Below are 24648 nucleotides of genomic sequence, written 5' to 3'. Positions count from 1 at the left end.
CTTCTTGCGATTGCTGCTAGATCCTCTTGAAAGTTGCGGATGAACTTGCTAGTATGAAGTCTTGGCACAAGCGCACTTTCATTGGCAAAGAGGAGAATCGGTACATGCATCCTGAGATGATTTTGAAGCAATTCCAGTGTCTGTCCCAGCATTATATGGAAGAGATGAAGAAGTATACGTGGGAAGATTTCAACCGTAAGCCATCTGCCGCGTCCTGGTCGCTGGGCGAAATGTACACGCACGTCATCGAGACGGGATATCTCCAGATGAAGTCGCTCTTGGCATGCCTGGAAGTGCCCGAGAACCATGCGCTTAAGAAAACATTCGCCGGCAAAGTGGTGTACTTCATCGGCGGCATCCCGCCCATCAAAGCGAAAGTTCCGCCTTCTGCGGAAGGAACGGCTTATCCGCCGTCGAGCCGAGAAGAACTGATCAAGAAAATGAACGTTCTCGAACAGCAGATGGAGCAAGCGCTGCCGATCGTGATGGGGGCATCGCCGGACCGCAAGATCGAACATCCTTATTTTGGCTATATTAATGCGCGAGAGTGGTACTACCATATCCTCATGCATGTGAAGCATCATCTCAGACAGAAGAAACGGATTGACTCGTTTTTGAACAATAGATAAGCATTCACCTGACCGCTGTTCCGACGAACGGCGGTCTTTTTTATGTTTCAAGAGGAGAAATGACCCGTTTATTGGAATTCAAAAGGGTTTTCGACAAAGATGAAGAAATGTACATAGACGCATTTCGAGGAACGAACCCATACTCGTACCAGAGGTGAACGTATTGGAAGCGATATTATCCGCCGCAAGAGAGGTCGCAATAGACGCAGTCAAGCAAGCCGGCCAGCTGGCCAAGCAATATTTTGACCAAGAGAAAGAGATTGTCGAGAAGGATGAGTTCGGCGACTTGGTTACGATCGTCGATCATAAGGCGGAAGCGATTATTCTGCAAGCGATCCTGTCCCGATTCCCGGACCACCAGATCCGCAGCGAAGAGACGGGGTGGACCGGCGATGAAGGAGACTGGCTGTGGCTTGTCGATCCGCTGGACGGTACGAACAATTACGCGATTGGGCTGCCTGTCTATGGCGTATCGGTGACGTTGATTTATCGGAAGGAGCCCGTGCTCGGCGTTGTCTATGAATCGCATCTGGACAACTTGTACGTAGCGGAGAAGGGCAACGGAGCAACCTGTAACGGCGTACCGTTGTCGATGAGGAAAGGTTCGACCCTTCGCAAAATGACCGCTGGCTGGATTCAAGGCCATCAGGTGCAGAAGGAATCCGGGGCTATGGCGCTCAAGCATAGGCTGGACCAATCATTCAAGCGCGTCCTGCGGTTGTGGGCGCCTTCCATCCAATGGTGCATGCTCGCCCGCGGCGATCTGGACGGCATGGTATTGTACAATTCCGAGGGCGACGATCTGTACGCAGGACTCCTGATGGCTCGCGAAGCAGGCGCCGTCATCCTCGACTTCCAAGGTGAGCCGTTCGAAGGCATGAGCCCGGAGCCGTACATCATTGCTTGCCATCCGGAGCACGCGGAAGCATTCGTGGAGATTGTCCGACAGGGGGTGGCGGAAGGTTGAGGAGAGAACTTTGCCTCTCCTCAACTCGTTAAATGATTAGCAAAGCGAGATTAACAACAGATGGGGGGCATTGCGATGATGTTGGAGACCGAACGGCTGCTGCTGCGGGATTTCGTGATGGAAGACTGGCAACACGTCCATGTCTATGCGTCGGATCCGGCCGTGGCCGTGCATATGCTCTGGGGACCGAATACGGAAGCAGACACGCGCGGCTATTTGGAGCTAATGGCGGATCAACAGTCCGAGTCACCGCGTAAAGCCTTCGAACTCGCGGTCGTCCTGAAAGCGACGAATACGCTGATCGGCGGGTGCGGACTTCATATTGCGGCTCCTCATCAAGGCGAGATCGGCTATTGCTTTAACCCGCAATACTGGGGGAACGGCTTTGCATCCGAAGCGGCGAGCGCGCTGTTGGCCTTCGGTTTCGATACGCTTGATTTGAATCGGATCTATGCGACCTGCCGCCCGGCGAATACCGCCTCGGCTAATGTAATGAAGCGGCTAGGGATGACCTATGAAGGCCATCTTCGCGAGCATCTGTGGGCGAAGGGCAAGTGGCACGACTCCTATCTGCATTCGATTCTCAAGAAGGAATATCAATAAGCGGATTGCAAGCCAGTCGTAAGCCGCAATTCGCTATGATGAGGTGGTTGATTTGAAAACGAAAGGGCGTCCCGACTTTCTGCTCTTTACGCTGACGCTCGTGCTCGTATTCTTCGGTTTGCTTATGATCTATAGCGCGAGCTCCAAGGTAACCATTATGGACAGCAGATACAATTATGATTCGCTCTACTTCTTCAAGAAGCAGATGACCTGGATCCTCGCGGGCGTTGCCGTCATGTTCACGGCCATGAAGATGAATTACCATTTCTTCCGCAAAATGATCGTGCCTTTGATGCTCTTATCGATTACCTTCCTTGTACTGGTACTGTTCATCGGGTCAACGATCAACGGCGCTCAAAGCTGGATCAATCTTGGTCCGATGAGTTTCCAACCTACGGAATTCGCTAAGATTGTCGTACTGATCTATCTGGCCAATATTATCAGCAAGAAGGAAGAGAAGTTCCTTAATTTCAAGGTCGGCTTATTGCCTGTCCTGCTCGTGATCGCATTCTACACGTTCCTGATCTACAAGCAGCCGGATCTTGGCGCTTGTCTCATTCTGCTGCTTGCTTCGGCGATCATCATTTTCGTCGGCGGGGCAAGCTTCAAACATGTCATTACGCTCGGCGGGATCGGTGTGATCGGCGCCGTCGCCATTGCCATGTATTTCTTAGGCGGACAAGGCGGTTACCGGTCATCGCGTTTCACTGCATTCTTGAACCCGTTGGGCGATCCGACGAATACGGGTTATCAGCTTCTCAACTCATATTACGCGCTCGGTCATGGCGGCGTCTTCGGCACCGGCTTCGGCGATGGCGTTCAGAAGATCGTGCTCCCTTTCTCGTATAACGACTTCATTCTTGCCGTCGTCGGCGAAGAATTCGGTTTCGTCGGAATTACGGTATTCCTTCTCGTTTACTTTGCGTTCATCTTACGAGGCATTCAAGTGTCGCTGCGCAGCAAGAGTAACTTCGGCATGCTGCTCGGCATCGGCATCTCTAGCTTGATCGCCGTCCAGGCGGTGATCAATATCGGCGGCGTTGTCGGACTAATGCCGATCACGGGCGTCACGCTTCCCCTCATTAGCTACGGGGGTACGTCTTTGCTCATCACCATGTTCAGTCTCGGCATCCTGCTCAGCATCTCCAGAGATCGGGACAAAGAGGTGAAGGAGACCAAGAAAACGACTCGCACCAAGAAGACGACCCAACCGGCTGAACGCGTACCGCGGATCAATCGGGCTTATTAAGCGCTTCATGGCATAGAATGTTGCGAGTGTTGAGGTGAAGGAGGCGGGCGATGAAATTGCGATCGCGATTCATCCTGATAACCGGCTTATCGGTCATTGTTGTGCTGGCGGCCGTTGCTTACTTCGCGTTAAGGATACCTTATGACCAGGTGGTCATCGTTCGCATGGCGAAGTTCGGTGAAGCTATACCGGATTCGGAGCGGGTTATCCACGACCAAGCTTCGGTTCAAGCCTTCACTTATGCGGTTCGATATGCCGACAAGCAACCGGGGCAAGTCGATATCGCCGATCCGAATTACCGGTTTACGCTTGGCAAGAAAGACTATTATCTATGGGTAAGCGAGCAATACCGCACGGGAACGTTGATGAAACTGCCGGATAGCGGAACGATTTATAGGATCGGCGAATCCAGGGCGCGCGAGCTGCTGAAGATCATTCAGCAAGCGATGGGCGGAGCCGAATAGGAATTGCATAGCGTGAAATAAATAGAACCAAGTTCTTGTCTTGAGCATTTGACAAGAGCTTGCTTTTTTATGAATTGAAGATTATGTGAATTGCATGTCAGCCTAATTTACAGAATATTCAATAAATCTAATCAAATCTATTACAATTTATGTACTAATATAATAGAGACCCTTGAAAAAGAGGGGAATTTAGAGGATGAGTGGAGGAATCATTAATGACTTTGCGTTACCTCGGTCTGCGTAAAACGTGGACAAGCGTTACGATCGCCGCAACGCTGGCAGCCGCCCTGTTAGTGCCGTTCCAGCATATTCAAGCAGAAGGTCCGGCAGATCCGGCTCCAAGTATCACGCCAAGCTCGGCCAATGGGAAGAAGGTTCTGTTCGACAATACGCATGGTCAGACGGCAGGCGCAGCGGACTGGGTCATCGATGGGGGCTTTTCGGATTTTGGCAACGGACTCGCGAGCGCAGGCTATTACGTGAAAGAGCTACGCAAGAGCACGGCCATCACGTTATCGGACTTGAGCGGATATGATGTATTCGTCATCCCGGAAGCCAATATTCCGTACAAATCCTCCGAGCAAGCCGCGATGCTGCAATACGTGCAGAATGGCGGAAGCATCTTCTTCATCAGCGACCATTACAATGCGGATCGGAATAAGAACCGCTGGGACGCTTCGGAGGTGTTCAATGGGTATCGCCGCGGCGCCTGGACGAATCCGGCCAAAGGAATGAGCACGGAAGAAGCAGCTTCGGCAGCGATGTCCGGCGTGACTAGCTCGGATTGGCTCGCGACCAATTTCGGGGTTCGGTTCCGCTATAATGCGATCGGTGACGTGAACGCAACGAATATCGTTGCACCGGCGCAAGCATTCAATATTACTAGCGGCGTTAGCAGCGTAGCCATGCATGCAGGCTCAACGATTGCGATCACGAATCCGAGCAAGGCCAAAGGCATTGTCTATCTGCCATCCACGACGGCCAAATGGTCAAGCGCAGTGGATCAAGGCGTATACAATGGCGGGGGCGTAGCGGAGGGTGCGTACGTAGCCGTATCGAAGGTGGGTCTTGGCAAAGCAGGCTTCATCGGCGATTCATCGCCCGTAGAGGATGTTTCGCCGAAATACAAACGGGAAGAAACAGGCGGCACGAAAACGACTTATGACGGTTACAAAGAAGTCAATGATGCGAAACTGCTGGTGAACATGATTAATTGGCTGTCTACAAAAGAAAGCTACACGAGCCTCTCGCAAGTATCAGGTCTGACCTTGGATACGGCAACGGCGCTGTATAGCTGGGAGACGCCGGCCAATTCCACAGAGCCTGCAGCCGAGCCATGGGCAACGCCTGCGGCAGGTTACAAATGGTGGGATCCAACAACATTTAAGGCTGGCTCCTACGGCGTAACTTTGTCGACAACCAACCCATCGTCCGGCTTTGCCTTCAATCATCAATCCATATTGCCGAACCAATACGAGTTCCCGGTAGAAGTTGTCGTTACGGGACTGACCGCGAATTCGACGACAAGCGGCTATAGCCTGGGGATCTACACCAGCTCCGGCACGCAGGTGGCGAAGGTCAAGAACAGCGACGGCACCTGGCCTTCCGCGTATGGCTACAGCGCAACTTTCTCGTTGACTGCGGATTCCACCGGTAAGGCTTCCAAAATAGTGACGGTGAAGATTAATCCAAGCATTACCGGTGCGGCCAGCATGCGGCTTCGCCTGAACAGCACAGCGAAGTATACGGAAAGCGTAACGATCGCGAACGTAGCGGTGGAGTAAGCTAAATGGAGTAAGCTAGAATGGAGTAAGTACGCGCGCAATTATTCAGCGGCTGCGCTTGGACAAGCTATCGGGTCCAAGTCGGCCGCTGATTTTTTTACCCTCCTAAGTTTTCCAAATTAGGGGTTTACGATCTAAGCGAGCTTGCGGTATAGTAATCATCCTGTGTACATTTTCCGCCGGAGGATGAATCGATGAACAAGATCATACTGATTGGGTCGCCGGGATCCGGTAAGTCGACGCTTGCCCGCAAGCTAGGTGAGAAATTAGCGTTAGAGGTGTACCATCTGGATGCGCTGATGTGGAAGCCGGGCTGGGTGATGACCGCAAGGGAGGAACATCGCCATTCAACAGGAACTCGTCGCTCGGGAACGATGGATTATCGACGGCCATTACAAAAGCACGCTGGACGTACGCTTGCAAGCCGCAGACACGATCGTGCTCCTCGATCTTCCGAGGTGGGTATGTCTATTCCAAGTCCTGAAACGTATCGCGCAATATCGTAACGAGCGCCGCTCGGATATGGCGATCGGCTGCAACGAACGGTTGGATCTGTCCTTCTTAAAGTTCGTGTGGGAATTCCCTGCTAAACAAAGGCCGACGATTAAGGAGAAATTAAGCAAGCTGCCAGCGGACAAGAAGATAATCGTGCTCAGGTCGAGGAAGGAAGCGGAGGCGTTTCTGGAGGGTATACATATCGCTTCGCAGAGAATACTTGCAAAAATCAGTTGGTTAACGCCGGAAACGGGAGGTAAAAAGAAACTGCCCCGAGATTCTTACTCCACTGCAGCGTTTTTTGAATGCAGTCCGTCGAATGAAGGATGGAGTCTTGTATTAAAGCCAGTATCTTGGATCGATGATCATACTTCAATTTGCGAATTCTCGTTCCTCTTCCCAGTTCAGGCGCCTCGATCTTTAGTCTATATTGGCAATAAGTTCGTATTGTATGAATCAAGCGTTGTAGCATATGGCGAAATCATAGAGATACAATGCTTATAGCGGCTTCCGTCAAGGGAAGCCGCTATTTTTTGTTTAATGATTTAATTTTCTTATCTAAAACGTGAAGCGTGTCCACGAAAGTGGACGTCAAGTGAAAGTCATCTCGTACTATGGAAATTTGCATGAACGTAACAGGTCTCCTCCCGAGGCATCAAAGCCGCGAACGAAGCTCGAAGTTAAGCTTTGTCCGTTATAAAAAATGCCGCATGCCAACCGGCATGCAGCATATTTATCGGACAAAAGCGAGTCACGTTCGAAAGGACAGATCGAAGACGGCCGCGTGACGTATCTCGTCCCTTACGGGTATCCAGTAGGGCCGTGGCCCTCTGGTTCCCCTCGGCGGAGGGGGAAGGGGGAGGCGAAATAATGGTGTGATCCTTTAAGAAAAATGGGTTCTAAGGGGTACCCCCTTACGGCAGCGCCGCCAGGAACGGCTTCACCGTATTCGCTAACGCAAAGTTGCTCGAACCATCCCAGTTGATGGACCAGGTCATCGCGCCGCGAATATCCGGATATTTGGCAACCGGTTTGTAAGAGCCGCAGTTCGTGCCCGAAGCCAGGCAGCCGAGCGAATTGTTCACGACCGTAGGGCTGACATAACCGCCGCCTGCAGCGGACGTAGTCGCGGGAACGCCGATGCCGAGCTGGGATGGCGCAACCCATTGCAGCGTCAGATCCGTCAGGGCAGTCAGGAAGTCGATCGTGCCTTGGGAATAGCATTTGCCGTCGCGGCCGAGCATACAGCCGGAATTGTAGTATTGCACGTTAATGACCGATGTAATGTCTTTCAAGTTTTTATACAGCTGCATGTAGGAGGTATTCTCATTCTGCATATCGATCGTCTGCGGAGCCATCGTCAAGATGAAGCTCGAACCGACCTTCTGCTGCAGCTGGCGAACCGCGGTCGTCAGGTTGGCGACATTCATGCCGTTCTCCAGGTCGATGTCGATGCCGTCGAAACCGAATTGCGTAATGAGGCCGTACATGCTGTTAACGAAGTTCGTTACGTTCGGCGAAGCGGCATTCAGGTTGATATTGCCCTTTTCGCCGCCGATGGAGAGGATGACCTTCTTGCCGAGCGCCTTCTTCGCGGCGATATCGCTGATCAGATTCGCGTTCGTATAGCCGCCGAGCGCGGTGGAAAGCGAAGAGTCGACGCCGAACGTCACGCCGCCCGGATTGGCTGCATCCATCTCGGCGAAGGACACGACGATGATATCGTATTGGTTCGGCACTGCGCTCAGCTTCAGATTCGTCGCGCCGTTGACGAAATTCTGCCAGTAACCGGTCAGCGTATGCTTCGGCAGCGTGCCGCTGCCAGTAGTCGCCGATGTGGTGACGCTCAGCGCCGCGCTTGCGGCAGACAGATTGCCGGCGGCGTCTTTGGCTTTGACCGTGAAGGAATAAGCGGTACTGGCTGCAAGACCTGTAACTGTCGCGGATGTGGTCGTTACATTAGCCGCAACGGCCGAACCGTTGTAGACGACATAACCGGTAACGGCGACATTGTCCGTCGATCCGCTCCAGGAGAGGGAGACGCTGGACGATGTTTTACCAGTTAAAGCCAGATTCGTCGGAGTCGTTGGCACTTGCGTATCGCCGGTAGCGGCGGAAGTGGAGGCTGTTAAGGTGCTGCTGGCTGCAGAAACATTGCCGGCGGCGTCTTTGGCTTTGATAGAATACGAGTAGGAAGTAGAGGCAGTAAGTCCGGTATTCGTATAAGCAAGCGTAGATCCGGATACGGTCGTAAGCAAGGTGGCGCCGCGGTAAACATCATAGCCGGTGACGGCCACATTGTCGGTCGAGGCATTCCAGGCGATCGCGATGCTGGTCGAAGTCGTGGCGGTTACGCGCAGATTCGTCGGAGCAGATGGAGCGGCCGTGTCGGCAGGGCTGCCGCTTACCGCTTTCCACAGCGCAGGAACATTAGGCGGCTCCCAGCCGGTGAGCGACGTATGGCCTTGCAGACATTGGTACGTTTGGCCGCTGTAAGTGACGGTATCGTTGGTGGCGTAAGCCGTGTTGGGGGTCCAAGCGCCCCTGTCGGCTGCGGAGACTAATGAGGGGATGAGGGTGATGAGCAGTGCCGCGATGAGTAGGAGCGCGATGACCTTATGTACCTTCCTGTTGCGGTTGGCAGGTTGTTTCATAACGAATACCTCCTCTACAAAACTGGAATGAAGCATGTGCCGTTCCATCGGGTATGCAACTGTTCGTCGAAGCGGGGCAGGTATTATTCACCTCCAGATCATTCTCTTTATTGGGCGGGTTGATGCTGTCCCTTTCTTAATTGTTGATCAATTCGCGGCGGCGCTCCAGTGGAAAATCGTATGATCGAGGGAGAATTTCGTTTGGATTCCAGCGCGCACGCCGACAAGTCACAACCGGGACTAGGCGAGAAACGAATACGCATGTACCAGTTGCGCTTGTTCGTCAATGCGTCAATTTCCTATGGCTAGCCTCAAATCTGCTTGCAATTGTTCCCACTCCATCGTAAAAACGGATATCTCCGGTTCGCCATGATCTTGCTGTTCCGCTACGCAGGACATGAGCACGGAGGGCCAGATCTCGGTCGGTTCGGAGTACGTCCAGCCGTTCATCGCGCAGCTCACGGGCTGAAGCGGCACTTCGATCTGATTGGGCTCTCGCGTGAAACCGGTGCCGGCCGCCTTAATGACAGCCTCCTTGCGTGTCCATAGCTCATAGAATGTGCGTACTTCCCGCTCCGGGTTGCGGCGTATGAGATTCAACTCATCCCCGGTGCAGATATGGCCGGCAAGCTGAAGATTGGCAGGATCCATAGATTCGATATCCAGGCCGACGGCCCGATCGCGGGCGAAAGCGCAGGCGACCATGCCTTGCGAATGAGAGAGGTTGAACTGCCACGCGCCCGGATACGAAGGCTTCCCGTAACGTCCCTTAATAAGCTCGATGCTGCGAGGAGAGACGCTATACTTGTTGCTTAATGTGAGCTTGATCAGCATGCGGCCGGCAAGAAATTCCCGCCGCTTCTGCTCAGGCCTATAGGCATAATAGGTGCGGCGCTCTTGTTCGTCGAGGATAAGCTCAACCCAAGCAGCGTCATCAGCCGTCGATAACGAGGCGGGGGGGATGACTATAATTTCAATCATGGTGATTTCACCTCTTCCAATAATTCGTACGCGTCGTGTAATATCTCTCATTCTAGGGCAATTCCAGGCAGGAAGGAAGAGTCTGGGATGGTAGGGGCCTTCCCATCGCGTGCAAAAAGAAATTTGACGCGCTCCAGCTATTCGTGCTAACATCTTCCTCAATTAAAGATGACAGGTGCGATGAGAAGGAAGAGTAATGAACAACCCCGCTTCCAGAGAGCTCATGAAGGTGGAACATGGGCAGCGGGGATTCATGAAGGAAGCCTTGGAGCAGCAGATGGAAAGGTTCGAGTACATCTGCCGGGTTCTCCCGTTAACGAGGAAGCGCCGAACGCGGCGCTCACAAGCGGATTGCTGCGGCAATCAATGAAGGTGGTACCACGGAAGTTAACCTTTCGTCCTTTTGGAGGACGAAAGGTTTTTTTGTATTCCAAGTGATGCATGGCCCCATTACGACGAGAGAGGATGAGGAAGTATGAAAGATTGGATTGAGCTAGCTGACAGATTGTTCCCCCGCATTACGAGCACGCCCGATGAGCTGGTTCATCAATATCCGCCGCGCAGCTTGCAGAGCGCAGCTTGCAGAGCGGCGCTTGCGTCACGCGTTTCGCGCCAAGCCCGACGGGATTCGTGACGATCGGCTCCTTGTATGCGACCTTTATCTCCGAACGGCTGGCGCATCAGAGCGGCGGCGTATTCTACCTGCGCATCGAGGATACCGATAAGAAACGCGAGGTGGAGGGCAGCCTTGCGGATATGCTGCGCACGATGCGCGAATTCGGAATCGTCATCGACGAAGGTCCCTCCTCGCCTGAGGAAGAGATTGGCGCTTACGGTCCTTACACGCAAAGCAAGCGGGTAGCGATCTATCAGACGTTCATTAAAGATCTGGTTGCAAGAGGGCTTGCTTATCCCTGTTTCTGCGACGCCGAGGAACTGCAGCGGATTCGGGATCGGCAGCAGGAGCAAGGCGTGAACACCGGCTACTACGGGAAGTGGGCGATTCATCGTCGGATGCCGCTTGACCAAGTGAACGAAGCGCTTGATCAAGGCAGACCCTATGTGATCCGCTTCCAATCGCCGGGCCAAGCTGGAAGGCAATGCGCGTATACCGACTTGGTTAAGGGCGAGATCCATATGCCGGAGAACGAGCAGGATGTCGTCATCATGAAGTCCGACGGGATCCCGACATACCATTTTGCCCACGTCATCGACGACTATCTGATGGGCACGACGCATGTTATCCGCGGAGACGAATGGCTATCTTCCGTGCCGATTCACCATCAGCTGTTCGAAGTGCTTGGATTTCCGAAGCCGGCGTATGGCCATATCGCCCCGATCATGAAAATGGACGGCCAATCGAAGCGCAAATTCAGCAAGCGCAAGGACCCGGATGCGGCGGCTAGCTACTATCAGCTGGCCGGCTATCCGAGCGAGGCGATACGCGAATATTTCATGACTTTGATCAACGCCGGCTTCGACGGGTGGCGAATTGCGCAGCCGAACGAGCTTTACAGCAGCTTCCCGATCGATATTCGCAAAATGAGCGTCAGCGGAGCATTATTCGATCTGAATAAGCTAAACGACATCAGCAAGGACGTCATTGCTCGCATGGAGGCCAGGGAAGCGTTAGACCAGCTGACCGCTTGGGCCGCGCAGTATGACCAACCGTTGGCATCCCTGCTCGCGGAGCAGGACAACTATGCGATAAGCATTCTGAATTTGGGCCGCGCCAGCGGCAAGCCGCGCAAGGACGTGAAGACGTGGTCGGATTTCAAGCCTGGTTACGGGTACTTGTTCGATGAGCTGTTCGTGCCGACTACGGCAATGGCAGAGTTGCTTCCGGCGCATGTTCCGGCGGCTGAAGCTAGAGCGCTTGTGCACGACTTCCTGCATGACTTCGACGCTGCAGATGATCGGGACACCTGGTTCGGCAAAATCAAGGCGCTAGCAGCCGCGCGCGGATATGCGGCCGAGATGAAGCAGTATAAGAAACAGCCGGACGCCTATCGCGGCCATGTCGGGGATGTCGCGGCCGTACTGCGGGTTGCGCTGACCGGGAAGGTTCATACGCCAGACCTGTACGATATGCTGCAGATTATGGGAAGAGAGCGGATAGCGCGCAGGCTGGCGGCATTCTAGAGAGGAGACAACAAGATGGAGCTTACTTACTTAAGGACATTCCGCGAAGTAGCCAAATCTGGTAGCTTCACACGGGCTGCGGAACAGCTCGGTTATGCCCAATCCAGCGTCACCACGCAGATTCAGAAGCTGGAGGACGCGTACGGAGCCGTGCTCGTCGAGCGGTTCGGGCGACGGATGAGGCTGACGGTTGCGGGAGAAGCCCTGCTCCATTACGCGAATGACATCATCAAGCTGCACGACGAGTCCAGGGAAGCGGTCGCCTCGCAGTCGAAAGGGACGCTGTCGATCGGTACGATCGAGACGATGGCCGCGTATTATTTGCCGCCGTATATCCAGCGGTATCGGCAACTATTTCCGGACATGAAGGTACTCATTCAGCCAGGGAACGAGCCTGCTATCATCGAAGCGGTCAAGGATGGTGCGCTCGACGTCGGGATCATCCTCGATACGGCTTTCGACGATCCGGAGTTGGATGTGATCCGGATTCGGGAAGAAGAGTTGATCATCATTGCGCCGCCCGGCCATCGCATCAGCGGGATGGAGGAAGTGACGGTGGAGGAACTCGCCGAAGAATCGCTCATTCTAACCGAGGATGGCTGCACGTATCGGGCGATGCTGCTCCGCGAACTGAAACGGCAGCAGATCAACTACATGCTGACCTATGAATTCGGCAATCTGGAGGCGATCAAGCAAAGCGTCATCTACGGACTCGGCATTGCGCTATTACCGAGGATCGTCGTTCAATCCGAGCTTGCCCAGGGAAAACTTGCCGCAGCCAAGTTCAACGACCCGGCTTGCCGCTTCTATACGCAGCTGATCGTGGCGAAGAAGAAATGGAGGTCCCATGCCCTTCAGGGCTTCCGGCAGCTGATTACCGGGGCCACATAAAGAAGCATCGGACCGACCTTGTACGTAAGGTCGGTCCGATGCTTTTTCTGCGTCTACATGCCAGTCGTCTTAAGGTTCCCGTTGTTCTGGATGATGGCCTTAATCGTGAGCTGCAGCTCCGCCTTGGGCAAATACACGCTCCTCCAATGGGAGAGCTCGCTGCGGGACAGGTCCGTTCGGAAGTATTGGCCGACCCCGAGGATATCCGCTTCCTTGAGCTGCATCTTCTTGAACAGCTTGGCGAAGCGCTTCGCCTCTATCTCCTCGAGCTCCTGCCGAATCGAGGCCATCGTCGGATCGCCCCTTGTCTCCAGAACGGACACTTTCAGACGGATCGTGCTTCGCAGGAGAGGTTTGCTATTCACGATCTTGCCGTGATGCGACACGGTGTTGTTCACGATCAGGACGCTGGCATGATCGAGCACCTCGATCTTCCCTTGCGTGCTCGCTCCTTTGAACGCATAGTAGAGCAGCGTTTCGTTCGGATTGATCCGATCGACCATCTTCCCGTTCTTGATGATGGCTGAGCCGACGTTCTCGATGATGGTGTCTTTGCCTGTCTGGATGATCGGCGCGATGACATCCCGCGTGTAAGAATGAATACTGCGGAACGTTTCCCAGATATGCGTCTGCGCGATGGAGGGATTCCAACCGGCGTTCTTATCGAAGAAATCGCACAGGATGGTCTGGTTGCCGGCGATGGCGGTTTTCATGTTCTCGAAAAAACGCTCCAGACTCTCGTTGCAAATCACGAGCTTGGCTTTCGGTGATATATCGCGGGCGCGAATAAAACCTTCAATGATATCTGCCATCCCTTCCTGCGCGAAATGCTTCTCGACCAGGATCACCTTCAGGTGCAACAGATCCACTTGGCTCTCCATATTCATGCTGATCCGGTCGACGGCTTCCGTAACGGTGCGGCCGCTCTCGGCGACGACTTTCATTTGCGGATTCTGCGGATCGCTGCTCGGAATTTGCAAGTAGATCCGATATTTGTCTTGCTGCTTGGCAATCCCCATCACTAGCGGAAGCGACCGATGATTAATATCTTTATTGTCCCAGCAGCCATGCAGCAGCGGAACCGCCGCCAGAAGCAATAGGATGCGGCACAGTCTTCGCATAACCTTGATCATGGAGACACCTGCAGCTTCCTGGCCTTCATGACGCCGAATAGATAGGTGGCAAGGGGGATCACCGAAAAGGCATAGATCCGGAATATCGAATTCCACCAGAATAACCGATGAACGGATCCCCAGTCTCGGACGAACAGGCTGGCGGCGAATATGACCATCCCGAGCATGAGGGTAATCCATTCCGGACGGACCCGTGGCATGCAGCGGTGGATAAGCCGATTCGTCGCCCACATGACCAGCCCGACGAACAACATGACGAAGGTGACCATCCCCAGCAGGAAGAAGCCGGTGATCCGGTCAAACATAAGCCATGTGATATCGATCGTATCGACGGCCAGAATGAACGGGAACTGCAGCATGGAAGCCGTATCCTGGCCGAAGGTGAGCAAGGGGATGTAGACGGAGAGCAGGACGAGCGGCAGCAGGATCCAGCTAGCGATCAGAATCCTTCTTCTGTTGTAGGTTACGGTCGGCCTGACGAAGCCAAGGAACAAGAAGCTGCCGGTGAAGATGAACAGGCTTTTCAGGAAAGGACGCTCGGTTATGAAGTTGAAGGAGTCCCTCTCCAGGAGCGGGAACAGGTAATGCCAGTCCGTGTTGTGGAACGACACGCAGATCACGAACAAGACGATCGGCAGGAACAAGATGGCCAGCAGCATTCCCGTGCGAAAAATGGATTCAATGCCCGTCATGGCGATGTACGTCGGAATCGTGAGCAGCAAGGCCATAATCGCCCACAACGGCGTGTTGGACAAGAACACGATCGTGATGATTTCGGAATAGGCCCGGACCGTAATGATATTGACCATGATGAAATAGACCGCGAGCGGCAGCAGAAGAAGAACCGCTATCGTTCGGCCGCCTGTCAGGAAGATGTCGATGAGATCGTGCCGGTCATAATAGGCCAGTCCCTTCGTATACAAGGCAACAAAGGCAAAATGCAGCAAATAGCCGACCAGAATAGGGAGCCAATGTCCGACGTCGACCGTCTCCATTACGTCTGACGGGAACAAAAAGAACATGAGCCCCAGATGGGTGACGATGCACATGACGATAACCTGTAACGTTTTGTCCATCGCGATCATCCTCGTGATTTTCTGGCAAGCTGAGCATAAGGAATGCCGAAAGTCGTTACGCTCGACACATAGGCGCACACCAGCACCATTCCGGATAACAGACCCAGAATGCCGTAGAAAGCCGCCAAGAGCAGAATGACATACTTGAATAATCGGATGGAGATCGAATTGACGAATCCGCTGATGGTGAAGTTGGCGATCGTGGCGGCGGCAAGGATGATAATAAGCAGATTGCTTACGAGCTTAGCCGAGACGACCGCTTGACCGAGAATGATGCCCCCGACCATCGTAATAGTCGGCCCGATGCTCTTGGGCAGGCGCACGCTCGCTTCCATGACCATCTCGAGCACGAAGAGCAAGATTAAGGTCTCCACTAACGCCGGGTAAGGGACGCCGAGGCGGCTCTGGGCTACGGTCAGCGCCATCTCGATGCGCAGGATCTCCGGATTCACGGATACGACCGCCACATATAAACCTGGCGCAAGAATATGGCAGAGTACGCCGGCTAGCCGGAGCAACCGGAACGACAACGTGAACAATCGCGGGTAGTTGAGATCGTTCTGAACCGCCAGCATGCTCCACAGATCGTTCGGCAGCACCAAGGCGCAGGGGAACCGGTCTAGCAGTAGAACGGCCTTCCCGCGCATCAAGTAATGAACCGTATCCTGCGGGAGCTCCGTCCGGATGTAAGGGGAGATGGCTGCCCAAGAAGGTAAGCCCAGCATACGGCTAAGCTGCTGAAGATTACATACGTCGAGCTCCTTATTCGATTCGAACCGGCCGATAATGGCGGTTAGCAATGCGGGTTCCACCTGATTCTCAAGATAGAGAAGATTGATCCGCGTGCGGGAATTGGCGCCTACGGCATAGCTTTTGACGGCAAGCTTATCCGAGTTCAACTGCCTCTTCACCATGCCAAGATTGGTATCGATATCTTCGTTAAAGGCGCTTCTCGGCCCATGAATGACGCTTTCGTCCGACGGCTCTTCGACCGATCGGGTCAATGGCTTCGATGCGGCTTCTACGGCGATAAAAGTTTCCGACGGTTTATGGAAGACAATCATTTTTCCGCTGAGCAGGGACGTGACGGCGGACCGAAGATCCCCCGTATCGATCGATTCCCCGAGTTGACGCAGTAAGCCGGCATCATCTGCCGCCAGTCCCTGTTTCGCGAACGCATCCTTCGTCAGCCTTTCTTTGGTCTGGATGAGGTCGAGCAGGGAAGTCAGGCCGATGAACACGACGGGGATATGCAGAATATGATCAGGCTGAAAAAAGATATCGTCATCTGAGGCGAATCGAAGCTTCAATTCGTGCAGCAGCGGCATTAGGGTCACAACTTCCTATCGTATGGGTTTACTCAATTTTTCCATTAAGCTGCCTGAATTATTCGAGATTCTGACCGTTTTGTCCGGACATTGTTGGCTCAGTAACATGGAAGTATCAAAAACATTGATGATTCCGATAGAAAACGATCGATAACTCCGTGAACTGTCCCTATGTTACATTGAGTGCAGCAAGATGACAGGCATCCATAAGGAGGAAATCGTAATGGAACAAAAGATACAACGCTCGCTCGTCCTGGAGACGCCACCTGCCGCGCCGGGGGATATACACCGCTTCTACATGCTTAAGTTGGCCATGGAGACGGACGCCTCTGACGTGAACAACGACCGCCAGCACGGTACCGACAATTTCGTATTGGTGGATGTAAGGAGCGCCAAAGCTTATGAAGAGTGCCATATTACAGGCGCGATTAACCTGCCGGCTAACCAGATCGATGCGCTCGTGACGGCTTCATGGCCTAAAGATAAAATGATTGTCGCTTATTGCTGGGGACCTGCTTGTAACGGAGCGACCAAAGCGTCCGCCAAGCTGTCCGCGCTTGGCTTCCAAGTGAAGGAGATGCTCGGCGGGATCGAGTATTGGCGCCGCGAAGGCTATGACGTGGAAGGCGCCAAGGTGAATGAAGCTCCTCTTGTCGGATAGGGGAACTGAGCCAAGTTGAACTTCCTATAACCTCGACTGTGATGAGGCCGGGCAGAGCTGACGCTTTGTCCGGCTTATTTTTCTGGGAAAATCGACCACAAATCTATTGACGTACTTACACCTGTAAGTTATTGTTTACACATGAAACATGAACACGTATCTAGCAACGGAGATCAGTTATTGGCAATATTGGCGGCGCTATCTAATCCTCATAGGCTGCGAATCATTGCCGCGCTGACATCCGGTGGGCGCAATTATGTCAGTCAACTCTCGCGCGAGCTTGGCATCAGTCGTCCATTATTGCACCTGCACCTGCAGAAGCTAGCAGAAGCAGGCCTCGTCACCAGCCAGCTCGAGCTCTCCCACGACGGCAAAGCCCTTAATTTTTTTGAAGTCACCGACTTTGGCTTCGAACTAACGCCATCGCTTATCGCCGAAGCGGCGAAGTCGCTGACTACCAATCCTGACAAGTAGAGAGGTAATCATGTCCGAAAAAGTGTATCTTCTAACGATCTGCCTGCCGCTTGCAACGATTCTAATCATCTTCGGCATGCGGTATTTCTCGGCCGTGCAACAGGCCAAGTACCGTTCCGCCAATGATGAAGCCTATCGCCAGATCGCGGAGAAAGCCGTTGCCTCACAGACGGAGGCAGCCGCCGCGCTTACTTCCATCGACGCAGCGCTAACGGATGTCCGGACGCGATTGACGGCCGTGGAGAAAGTTCTGAAACAAATCGATTAACAGCCAGTCGCCAATGCAGCCAGATCCGGCAAACAGGAAACAGAACAACCTTTGGAGGTGCCCCTTGAACGAGGTATCGTTGTTTCGCCTGTATGTGCTAAGAGCCGCTTATCTGTTGATCGCTGTAGGCCTATGTGTTCAGGTATGGCCGGGAGTCATCTCGACCGCCATCCATCCGGATCAAGGATGGGAGCTCATGGAAGGCGTCGTGCAATGCATGCTCGCGGCTTTTGCGGTCTTGTGTCTCTTGGGCGTACGCTATCCGTTGCAGATGCTGCCTATTCTTCTATGGGAATTGTTGTGGAAGTCGCTTTGGTTGTTGATTGTCGCTCTCCCGGCATGGGCGAACGGCCAGATGGACGAATCCGTTTGGGCGACGACATTCGCTTGTCTGTTAGTCGTCATTGTTCCGATCGCCATGCCATGGCGTTATTTCGTAGACAAGTACATGCTGAGATCAGGCGACCGGTGGCGTAAGGAAGCGTAAATTCGAACGGGACTCATCTATACAGTTTGCCTGCTTGGCCGCAAGGCCGGGCAGGCATTTTTCATTTTATCCATACGCTCAAGTGGGGGATGTTCAACACTCTCTTACGTGCGGTGATTCGATAGACTATGGTAGAATTGGTTATTATTGCTATCTATATTGAGGTGGCTATCGAACGGAGGAGTGAAATTGTGAAACAGTCGAATCGGATATGGATCGCGGCTACGACGATTGCTCTCCTAGCGGGGTGCACGAATCATGTACCGGCTGAGCCGATTCCGCAACCGGTGAAGCTGGTTGAGACCCCGGTTGCAGAGCCAGTGACCGAGCGTCCGTACACAACGGATACGGAGCCATCGAACAAAACATCGATGGAGAGGTTCTCCTACCTAGAGCAGCTGCCGCAAGATAAGCAGGCGGTCGTTGATCGGTTCCGCTTGTATAGCGAAATCGAACCTTTGCAAGCTTTTACGCCGGAAGAGATGGTGTTGGTCTATCTCTACCTTACCTCGATTGGAGACCCTGATGCTTGGAAACTTGATCTGTACGGCTACTTGACAAATCTTAACAACCGGGCAAGTGCGGAGGAATCTTAAATTGGTATAGACTGGGGAGTTAGCAGATGGACGACATGAAGGACCGGTTACTATTCTATGGAGGTCTCAAAGAGAAGGTCCAACGCACGGAGGAAGATCACCGCGATTACATACAGGAGGGAATGGAGGTCGATAACCATTTCAGCTTCGGACTTTATGAGTTTCGCGGACTGCTGGAACCGCTCTATGCGCGCGGGGACACCAGCAAGCTTGCCGATTATTTTGAAATATGGGGTACGACCAATCGCAGCTTGTATCGGGATCACGAAAAGAAGTTCTGGTGGATCTATCCATCGCTCGTATGGTTGTTATGCAGTTCGTTCTATCATTATCGCAGCGGAAGATTCGTTCATGCAGCGAATTTGGCACGGCTGAATTATGCCTATATGGAAGAGTTAAGGGGCGGATTCACCCATGGTTTCACTAGCACGCCGATCGGGGACACGGAGCGAGGCATGTTCGAGGAGTTGATGGGTTACTTCTCCTTGCTTTTCGATCCATCACGGTTCGAGAGCCATATGAGCGAGGCCAAACGAATGATCGAAGAACACACGAAGCGTTGCAAGGATCTATACGCGCAAGCAACGGAAGACGATGAGGAATTTCTTGATTCACTTGGAATCGATGAGCAAACGATCACAAGCGAATTTACATATGATGAGGCGCACCAACCCTTCGATATTTCGCTCATCCTCTGTTTCGACATTAATGTTCGGACCTATAGGTTCGCTGAACGCGAACTGATCTTTGACAGATTGAAAACCTTATTCACTACGCCGCCGAACTGGGACGACATGAGGAAGCCCTCATTCCGTTTCGATCATATGCATTTGGATCCTTATCAATAGGGGGGCACAGAATTGAAGCCTAGCTTAAATGAACAATTGAATGGACTTTACCAGCATCTGCAACATCCCAGAGACCGCCAGCTTCCCATGCTCTTCTACAGTTTATTGAAAAAAATCGAACGCCTCGATAAAGAGGGCAGCGATGAAGAGAAGCAGCTTGCAGCGGGATTAGTACGCCTATTGCATGAACATACGGAAACCGTGAACGACCATCGCTTGCAGAGGGAAGCGCAGCAAACCCATGTTCATATCGTCTTCAGTCTCTCGGATGCCGGTTCGATGAAAGTAACGATCGGCGATATCGGCAAACGGGAGCAGAGCCAGGTACTGGCCTTTAATGATGTCTTTTCCGTCGGACCGATAACTGAACTGGATACGGAAGCGGGACAGCAGCGAAGAATGCTTTGGCTAATGGAATATGACGGCGGAGAATACAAATATGACATGCATATGAATAAAGAACACCGGCTTGCGAATATGATTCAGACGATCCAGAATATTCCTGCGGACAAAACGATCGTAATCTGGTGCGCGGACAACGCCCATGACCAGACTGGGCTGCGCTTCGCATTGCATCTGCTGCGGAGTCGCGAAGCGCCGGTTCATTTGGTGAATCTGACGAAGCTCTTCCATGCCTCCGGTGAATATGGGAAAGCACTTTACGCAGCAGGACTTATCGATCGGGAGCATTTCCGTAAGCTAGTCAACGATAATTACGAGGGCAATCCGCTTGATTCAAGCCAGCGAAAACGGTATGAAGAAGAATGGAGTACACTCGCAAGGCAAAATCATCTACTCCGTCTGTGGGAGAACGATACCGTCATAAGTTGCGATGAGCACGCGATGGACGAATGGATTATGCAGTCCGTTATCAACCTGAAGAATGAACAAGACGACCGTGGTTATATCCGGGCAGGAAGCGTAGTCGGCAACGTATTGGAACGATCACAGCAGCTCGTAAGCTATTCCTTCCTATTATATCGAATATGGAGCTTAGTGAATCAAAGCAAGTTGAGCTTTAGAGGACTGCCGTGGGCGATGCATCAGTTCTCGATAAAGTTGGGGGAAATTTCCGCAATGGATTGAATAAAATTTCATTAAATTGTATAATTATTCATTATACTTTACGGGGGCATGTAGGATGAACGTATTCGTAGACGGCCAATATGGGACGACGGGATTACTCATACACGAGCGACTGCAAGCACGTAGCGACGTGCAACTTCTATCCATTCCCGAGGAACTGAAGAAGGACCCCGAGATCCGGGCCAATGTGATGAATGAGGCCGACCTCGTATTCTTATGTCTGCCGGACGAGGCTGCGCGAGAAGCGGTAACGCTGATCCGCAATCTTAATACCCGCGTCATTGATAGCAGCACGGCTTTTCGAACCGACGAAGCGTGGACGTATGGCTTGCCGGAATTGTCGGCGGGACAGCGGGACAAGATCGCCGGCGCTGCGCGCGTGTCCGTGCCGGGATGCCATGCAACTGCGTTCATATTAGCGATCAATCCGCTGATTCAACTGGGAATCCTCCCGCGTGACTATCCCGTTGATTGCAGTTCGCTAACCGGCTACAGCGGCGGGGGCAAGGGGCTCATCGCTCAATATGAGAACGGATCCGGCCAGCAGGGAAAATCCATTTCGACGCCGCCTCTCCACTATCGGCTAGACCTGCACCATAAACATTTGCCGGAGATGACGAAATTCGCCGGTCTTGCGTATAAGCCCCTGTTCCTGCCGACGGTCTGCGATTTTTATAACGGGATGGTCGCCACGATCCCTATGGCTACCCGACTGCTTCATCATCAGCCTAAATTGAGCGAGATTCATGCTGCCCTCGCCGATTATTACGATGGAGAGCGATTCGTCCGTGTCCTTCCTTTAGAAGATACGGAACTGCTATCTTCCAATGCGCTTGATCCGACACGGTGCAACGGCACGAACCAAGCCGAGATCCTGGTCTTCGGCAATGACGATCAAGTCGTGGTCGCCTGCAGGCTGGACAATCTGGGCAAAGGATCATCGGGAGCAGCTATTCAATGCATGAACCTGATGATGGGGCTTGACGAGGGCCTGGGGCTATAACTCTGCGGATGGCGATATGAAGATCGGTCTGATCAGGCATTTCAAAGTCCGGATGAAATTCCCGTTATTCCTCTCCGGAGACCAATTACGTAGATGTTACCAGGCTATAATGAAGCGGAAGTCGAAATTCGACCCGTCGACTTAGGCGTCACGACATGGGATCGGTGCATAACCAGCGACTTGCCCCGAGCATGGAAGACGGCCGTATCTCTGCATGAAGTCGAAGTCACGACAAGAGCGGAGCTTCGCGAAGTCTCGCCGCGGCTCTACGGCGGGAGAATTGTTCTGCCTTTCTTTATGTGGGCGGTGCTCGTCCAATTATCGAAGACGATGAGACCCCGGAGCCAGCCGGAAAGCAAGGCGGACATCGAACAGCGCATTAAGCGTCTGCTGGATGAGTTATTAGAAGCGAGCGAAGGCAATCTCCTTATCGTAAGCCACGGCTGGATCATGTTGGAATTGAAGAAAGAGCTCATCCGTAGAGGTTTTCGCGGCGGAGAGGGTCTATGGCGCCTGAAGAACGGGGAGCTGTATCTGTTCGAGAGGCCGTAGAGGAATAGCAGCAACCGGTCATGGAGATCGTTGACCGTTAGACGAGAAGACCACTATCCCAGTTACGGGACAGTGGTCTTCTGTCTGTAAGACAGGGTAGGCAAAGTAATCAGGAAGGATCAACCGGTAGCGTTAGGCAAGCGTGCCTTGGCAACATTTCAGGCAATGGCGCATGCAAAGACGCTTCGGTTCGATCCTTCTTTTTTGTCGCAATAATCGGCCCGAGCAGGTGTCCGTCCAAACCGCTATCCGTCTAGCAGCATAGTATATTAAAAAATGGGAGGTAAGAGAATCATGGCCATATTCTTGGATTCCAAGACATCTCAGAATGCTAGTTACGCCAACTCGATTGCAATTCCAATCAATGCGATCAACGCACCTGAGTTGGTCGCGCAACAAACCTTGAACTTGTCCGGAGGCACGGCTGGACTGACGCGTGTTTCTTTCTCCGGGACAATCGCCCTTCAGCTCGGCTTGCTGCCAGTGCTCACGAACGTAACATTGTCGGTATATCGAGGATTGGATACGTCCGGCGTCTCGGTGTTCACTGCAAGCGAAAACTTGAACGTCAACTTGCTCGGCCCTCAGATCATTTCGTTCTCGGGTTCGGACTTCAACGCACCGAACATCGCGAACCAAGCGTACACGGTATTCGTAACCGTATCCGCACTTGGAACCGTACGCGTTGGCCCGGAAAGCTTTAACTTCATTGCGGTTTCCGAAGTATAAGCGTAAGAATACGACAGCAGTATAATAATTTCGTTAGCCCGGACCTTATGCGTTCGGGCTTTTTATATCGCCTAAGGCTATCGAAAGGTGTGCAACACTCTTACATAACGCAATGATCATGATACTTATGAGGGTTGAATTTAACCAAACGATACTGTATATTGTTTATATTAATGACAAACGTGAAAATGGAGTGTTTGGTTCATGGAGATAAATGAACTGTTCTGGTCTGCCGAGCTTGCTGATCTGAAGCTAGGCTATGCATACGAAGCACAGACGGAATCTTACCGCTGCCTCATCTGCGGCGAATCGTTCGAAGACGGTGTCGTTTACCGCGTTCCCGGGTTGGAGGATCGGTTATACGAAGCCCGTAAATTCGCGGGTTATCATGTCAGCTCGACGCATGGTTCGGTGCTGTCCTATCTATTAAGCTTGGATAAGAAAGCGACGGGACTCACGGATCTGCAGAAGGAATTGATCCGGGATTTCGCCGCGGGCTTGTCTGACGCCGAGATCGTGAAGAAGGCAGGATCGGGAAGCGCATCGACGATCCGCAACCACCGGTTCGTCATGAAGGAGAAGGCCAAGCAGGCGAAGCTTATGCTCGCCATCATGGACCTGATGGACAGAGGCGCATCGGTCGACGCGCCTCGCTTCCTGCCGATTCACCGCACGGCGACGCAGGTGGACGAACGTTATGCGATAACGGAGGACGAGAATGCAGCTCTGATGGAGCAGTATTTTCCGGATGGACCGCAAGGGCGTCTCGCTTCGTTCCCGCGCAAAGAGAAACGAAAAATCGTCATTCTGCGTCATATCGCTTCCTTCTTCGCAGTCGGGCAAGAGTATTCCGAGAAGGAAATCAATGAGCGGCTGAAGGTGTTCTGGGAAGAAGATTATGTAACGCTTCGTCGTTATCTGATCGAATACGGCTATCTGGACCGGACGGACGACGGCAGCAGGTACTGGTTGAAAGTTTAAGGGACCGAGGTGGATAGGCATGGATAAACAACAACGGAAGCAGCTTGTGCAGAGCTATCAGGAGCGGGAGCGCGAAATGGGCGTATACGCGATAACGAATAAGATCAACGGCAAGCAGATGATCGGCGCCTCGGCGAATCTGGAAGGTTCTTGGAACCGTGACAAGTTCGGGCTGCAGATGGGCTCGCATGAGAACAAAGAGCTGCAGGCCGACTGGAATCGTTATGGGGCTGACGCCTTCGTATTCGAGGTGCTGGAGAAGTTCAAGACCGATGAGAAGCTGACCTTTGCGTACGATGATGTCCTGCATCCCGATGTTGCGGCACAAGGCGCGGCGAAGATGCGGGGCTACCGGAAGGCGGCCGCCAAGCAAGCGGAGATCTGGATCGAAAAGATGAACAGCTATTCGCCGAATGGATACAACGAACGCTAATTTATTCGGTATGGATGAGGTATAAGCCGAGAGCTGAGAAATCGAGCTCTCGGCTTTTTGGCATGGATATAATATGGGTTTAAAAACATCATAACATATGTTATTATTAACACATGTTACTTAAGGAGTGGTCT

26 protein-coding genes and 1 other annotated feature are annotated in these 24648 nt (G+C 52.8%); of the genes, 21 read left to right on the top strand and 5 right to left on the bottom strand.

The genetic code is table 11. The features are described 5' to 3' along the window. Positions 1–104 precede the first annotated feature (104 nt). The 7 genes from FHS18_RS10475 (at position 105) to FHS18_RS35365 (ending at position 6202) form a co-directional block, all read left to right on the top strand. Positions 105–629, top strand: a complete 525-nt coding sequence (locus FHS18_RS10475; RefSeq protein ID WP_183599788.1) for a DinB family protein — start codon at positions 105–107, stop codon at positions 627–629. A 163-nt stretch (positions 630–792) separates the two neighbouring features. Further along, entirely contained in the window at positions 793–1596 is an 804-nt protein-coding gene (locus FHS18_RS10470; RefSeq protein WP_183599786.1) for an inositol monophosphatase family protein, read from the top strand. A gap of 75 nt (positions 1597–1671) precedes the next feature. Next, complete coding sequence (locus tag FHS18_RS10465; RefSeq protein ID WP_183599784.1) at positions 1672–2199, top strand: GNAT family N-acetyltransferase; 528 nt, start codon at positions 1672–1674, stop codon at positions 2197–2199. 43 nt (positions 2200–2242) lie between these two features. Beyond that, entirely contained in the window at positions 2243–3448 is a 1206-nt protein-coding gene (gene ftsW, locus FHS18_RS10460; protein ID WP_183599782.1) for a putative lipid II flippase FtsW, read from the top strand. Positions 3449–3498: 50 nt separating this feature from the next. Further along, positions 3499–3912, top strand: coding sequence for a YhfM domain-containing protein (locus FHS18_RS10455; RefSeq protein WP_183599780.1), 414 nt, complete (start codon positions 3499–3501; stop codon positions 3910–3912). A 215-nt stretch (positions 3913–4127) separates the two neighbouring features. Continuing rightward, positions 4128–5696, top strand: a complete 1569-nt coding sequence (locus FHS18_RS10450; RefSeq protein WP_183599778.1) for a DNA-binding protein — start codon at positions 4128–4130, stop codon at positions 5694–5696. 194 nt (positions 5697–5890) lie between these two features. Next, the gene (locus FHS18_RS35365; RefSeq protein WP_409348545.1) at positions 5891–6202 is read left to right on the top strand and encodes an AAA family ATPase; all 312 of its coding nucleotides are present in this window, start codon (positions 5891–5893) and stop codon (positions 6200–6202) included. Between the two features lie 903 nt (positions 6203–7105). On the opposite strand, the gene FHS18_RS10440 is transcribed toward FHS18_RS35365, so the two are convergent. Continuing rightward, positions 7106–8845, bottom strand: coding sequence for a fibronectin type III domain-containing protein (locus tag FHS18_RS10440; protein WP_183599776.1), 1740 nt, complete (start codon positions 8843–8845; stop codon positions 7106–7108). Between the two features lie 291 nt (positions 8846–9136). Next, positions 9137–9826, bottom strand: a complete 690-nt coding sequence (locus tag FHS18_RS10435) for a 4'-phosphopantetheinyl transferase family protein (RefSeq protein WP_183599774.1) — start codon at positions 9824–9826, stop codon at positions 9137–9139. A 171-nt stretch (positions 9827–9997) separates the two neighbouring features. Further along, positions 9998–10232: a binding site (T-box leader), on the top strand. 173 nt (positions 10233–10405) lie between these two features. Here FHS18_RS10435 and FHS18_RS10430 point away from each other — a divergent pair. Then, positions 10406–11968, top strand: coding sequence for a glutamate--tRNA ligase (locus FHS18_RS10430; protein WP_221401276.1), 1563 nt, complete (start codon positions 10406–10408; stop codon positions 11966–11968). Between the two features lie 15 nt (positions 11969–11983). Then, the gene (locus FHS18_RS10425) at positions 11984–12859 is read left to right on the top strand and encodes a LysR family transcriptional regulator (protein WP_183599772.1); all 876 of its coding nucleotides are present in this window, start codon (positions 11984–11986) and stop codon (positions 12857–12859) included. A 53-nt stretch (positions 12860–12912) separates the two neighbouring features. Here FHS18_RS10425 and FHS18_RS10420 read toward each other — a convergent pair whose 3' ends face one another. From FHS18_RS10420 to FHS18_RS10410, 3 genes are read right to left on the bottom strand one after another with little or no spacing between them, the layout of a single operon-like run. Further along, on the bottom strand, positions 12913–13992 hold the full coding sequence (locus tag FHS18_RS10420) for a Ger(x)C family spore germination protein (protein ID WP_183599770.1): 1080 nt from the start codon (positions 13990–13992) through the stop codon (positions 12913–12915). Next, positions 13989–15068, bottom strand: a complete 1080-nt coding sequence (locus FHS18_RS10415; RefSeq protein ID WP_183599768.1) for a GerAB/ArcD/ProY family transporter — start codon at positions 15066–15068, stop codon at positions 13989–13991. Before FHS18_RS10415 ends, FHS18_RS10420 begins: the two co-directional genes overlap by 4 nt. A 5-nt stretch (positions 15069–15073) precedes the next feature. Beyond that, on the bottom strand, positions 15074–16396 hold the full coding sequence (locus FHS18_RS10410) for a spore germination protein (protein ID WP_183599766.1): 1323 nt from the start codon (positions 16394–16396) through the stop codon (positions 15074–15076). 223 nt (positions 16397–16619) lie between these two features. Here FHS18_RS10410 and FHS18_RS10405 point away from each other — a divergent pair, with 223 nt between their 5' ends. The 12 genes from FHS18_RS10405 to FHS18_RS10350 all read left to right on the top strand — a co-directional run bounded on the left by FHS18_RS10405 (position 16620) and on the right by FHS18_RS10350 (position 24514). Beyond that, positions 16620–17057, top strand: a complete 438-nt coding sequence (locus FHS18_RS10405) for a rhodanese-like domain-containing protein (protein WP_183599764.1) — start codon at positions 16620–16622, stop codon at positions 17055–17057. A 180-nt stretch (positions 17058–17237) separates the two neighbouring features. Further along, positions 17238–17531, top strand: a complete 294-nt coding sequence (locus FHS18_RS10400; RefSeq protein WP_246427583.1) for an ArsR/SmtB family transcription factor — start codon at positions 17238–17240, stop codon at positions 17529–17531. Positions 17532–17541: 10 nt separating this feature from the next. Beyond that, the gene (locus FHS18_RS10395) at positions 17542–17799 is read left to right on the top strand and encodes a hypothetical protein (protein WP_183599760.1); all 258 of its coding nucleotides are present in this window, start codon (positions 17542–17544) and stop codon (positions 17797–17799) included. A 64-nt stretch (positions 17800–17863) separates the two neighbouring features. Next, the gene (locus FHS18_RS10390; protein ID WP_183599758.1) at positions 17864–18286 is read left to right on the top strand and encodes a hypothetical protein; all 423 of its coding nucleotides are present in this window, start codon (positions 17864–17866) and stop codon (positions 18284–18286) included. A 191-nt stretch (positions 18287–18477) separates the two neighbouring features. Continuing rightward, a complete protein-coding gene (locus FHS18_RS10385) occupies positions 18478–18882 on the top strand; it encodes a hypothetical protein (protein ID WP_183599756.1) in 405 nt (134 codons plus the stop codon). A gap of 26 nt (positions 18883–18908) precedes the next feature. Continuing rightward, positions 18909–19730: a hypothetical protein gene (locus FHS18_RS10380; protein WP_183599754.1), complete on the top strand. Its 822-nt coding sequence runs from the start codon at positions 18909–18911 to the stop codon at positions 19728–19730. 12 nt (positions 19731–19742) lie between these two features. Beyond that, positions 19743–20816, top strand: a complete 1074-nt coding sequence (locus FHS18_RS10375) for a DUF1835 domain-containing protein (RefSeq protein WP_246427582.1) — start codon at positions 19743–19745, stop codon at positions 20814–20816. Between the two features lie 55 nt (positions 20817–20871). After that, on the top strand, positions 20872–21819 hold the full coding sequence (gene argC, locus FHS18_RS10370; protein WP_183599752.1) for an N-acetyl-gamma-glutamyl-phosphate reductase: 948 nt from the start codon (positions 20872–20874) through the stop codon (positions 21817–21819). Between the two features lie 93 nt (positions 21820–21912). Further along, the gene (locus FHS18_RS10365; RefSeq protein ID WP_183599750.1) at positions 21913–22371 is read left to right on the top strand and encodes a histidine phosphatase family protein; all 459 of its coding nucleotides are present in this window, start codon (positions 21913–21915) and stop codon (positions 22369–22371) included. Positions 22372–22665: 294 nt separating this feature from the next. Beyond that, positions 22666–23100, top strand: a complete 435-nt coding sequence (locus FHS18_RS10360) for a hypothetical protein (RefSeq protein WP_183599748.1) — start codon at positions 22666–22668, stop codon at positions 23098–23100. A 204-nt stretch (positions 23101–23304) separates the two neighbouring features. Beyond that, on the top strand, positions 23305–24081 hold the full coding sequence (locus FHS18_RS10355; RefSeq protein WP_183599746.1) for a DUF2087 domain-containing protein: 777 nt from the start codon (positions 23305–23307) through the stop codon (positions 24079–24081). A 19-nt stretch (positions 24082–24100) separates the two neighbouring features. After that, positions 24101–24514, top strand: coding sequence for a GIY-YIG nuclease family protein (locus FHS18_RS10350; RefSeq protein WP_183599744.1), 414 nt, complete (start codon positions 24101–24103; stop codon positions 24512–24514). The last annotated feature ends 134 nt before the right edge of the window (positions 24515–24648 follow it).

Origin of the sequence: Paenibacillus phyllosphaerae (assembly GCF_014192105.1) — a bacterium.
GTDB classification, from domain to species: domain Bacteria; phylum Bacillota; class Bacilli; order Paenibacillales; family Paenibacillaceae; genus Paenibacillus_Z; species Paenibacillus_Z phyllosphaerae.
The sequence above is the reverse complement of the archived record's forward strand: the minus strand, read 5'-3'. Positions and strand labels throughout refer to the sequence as shown.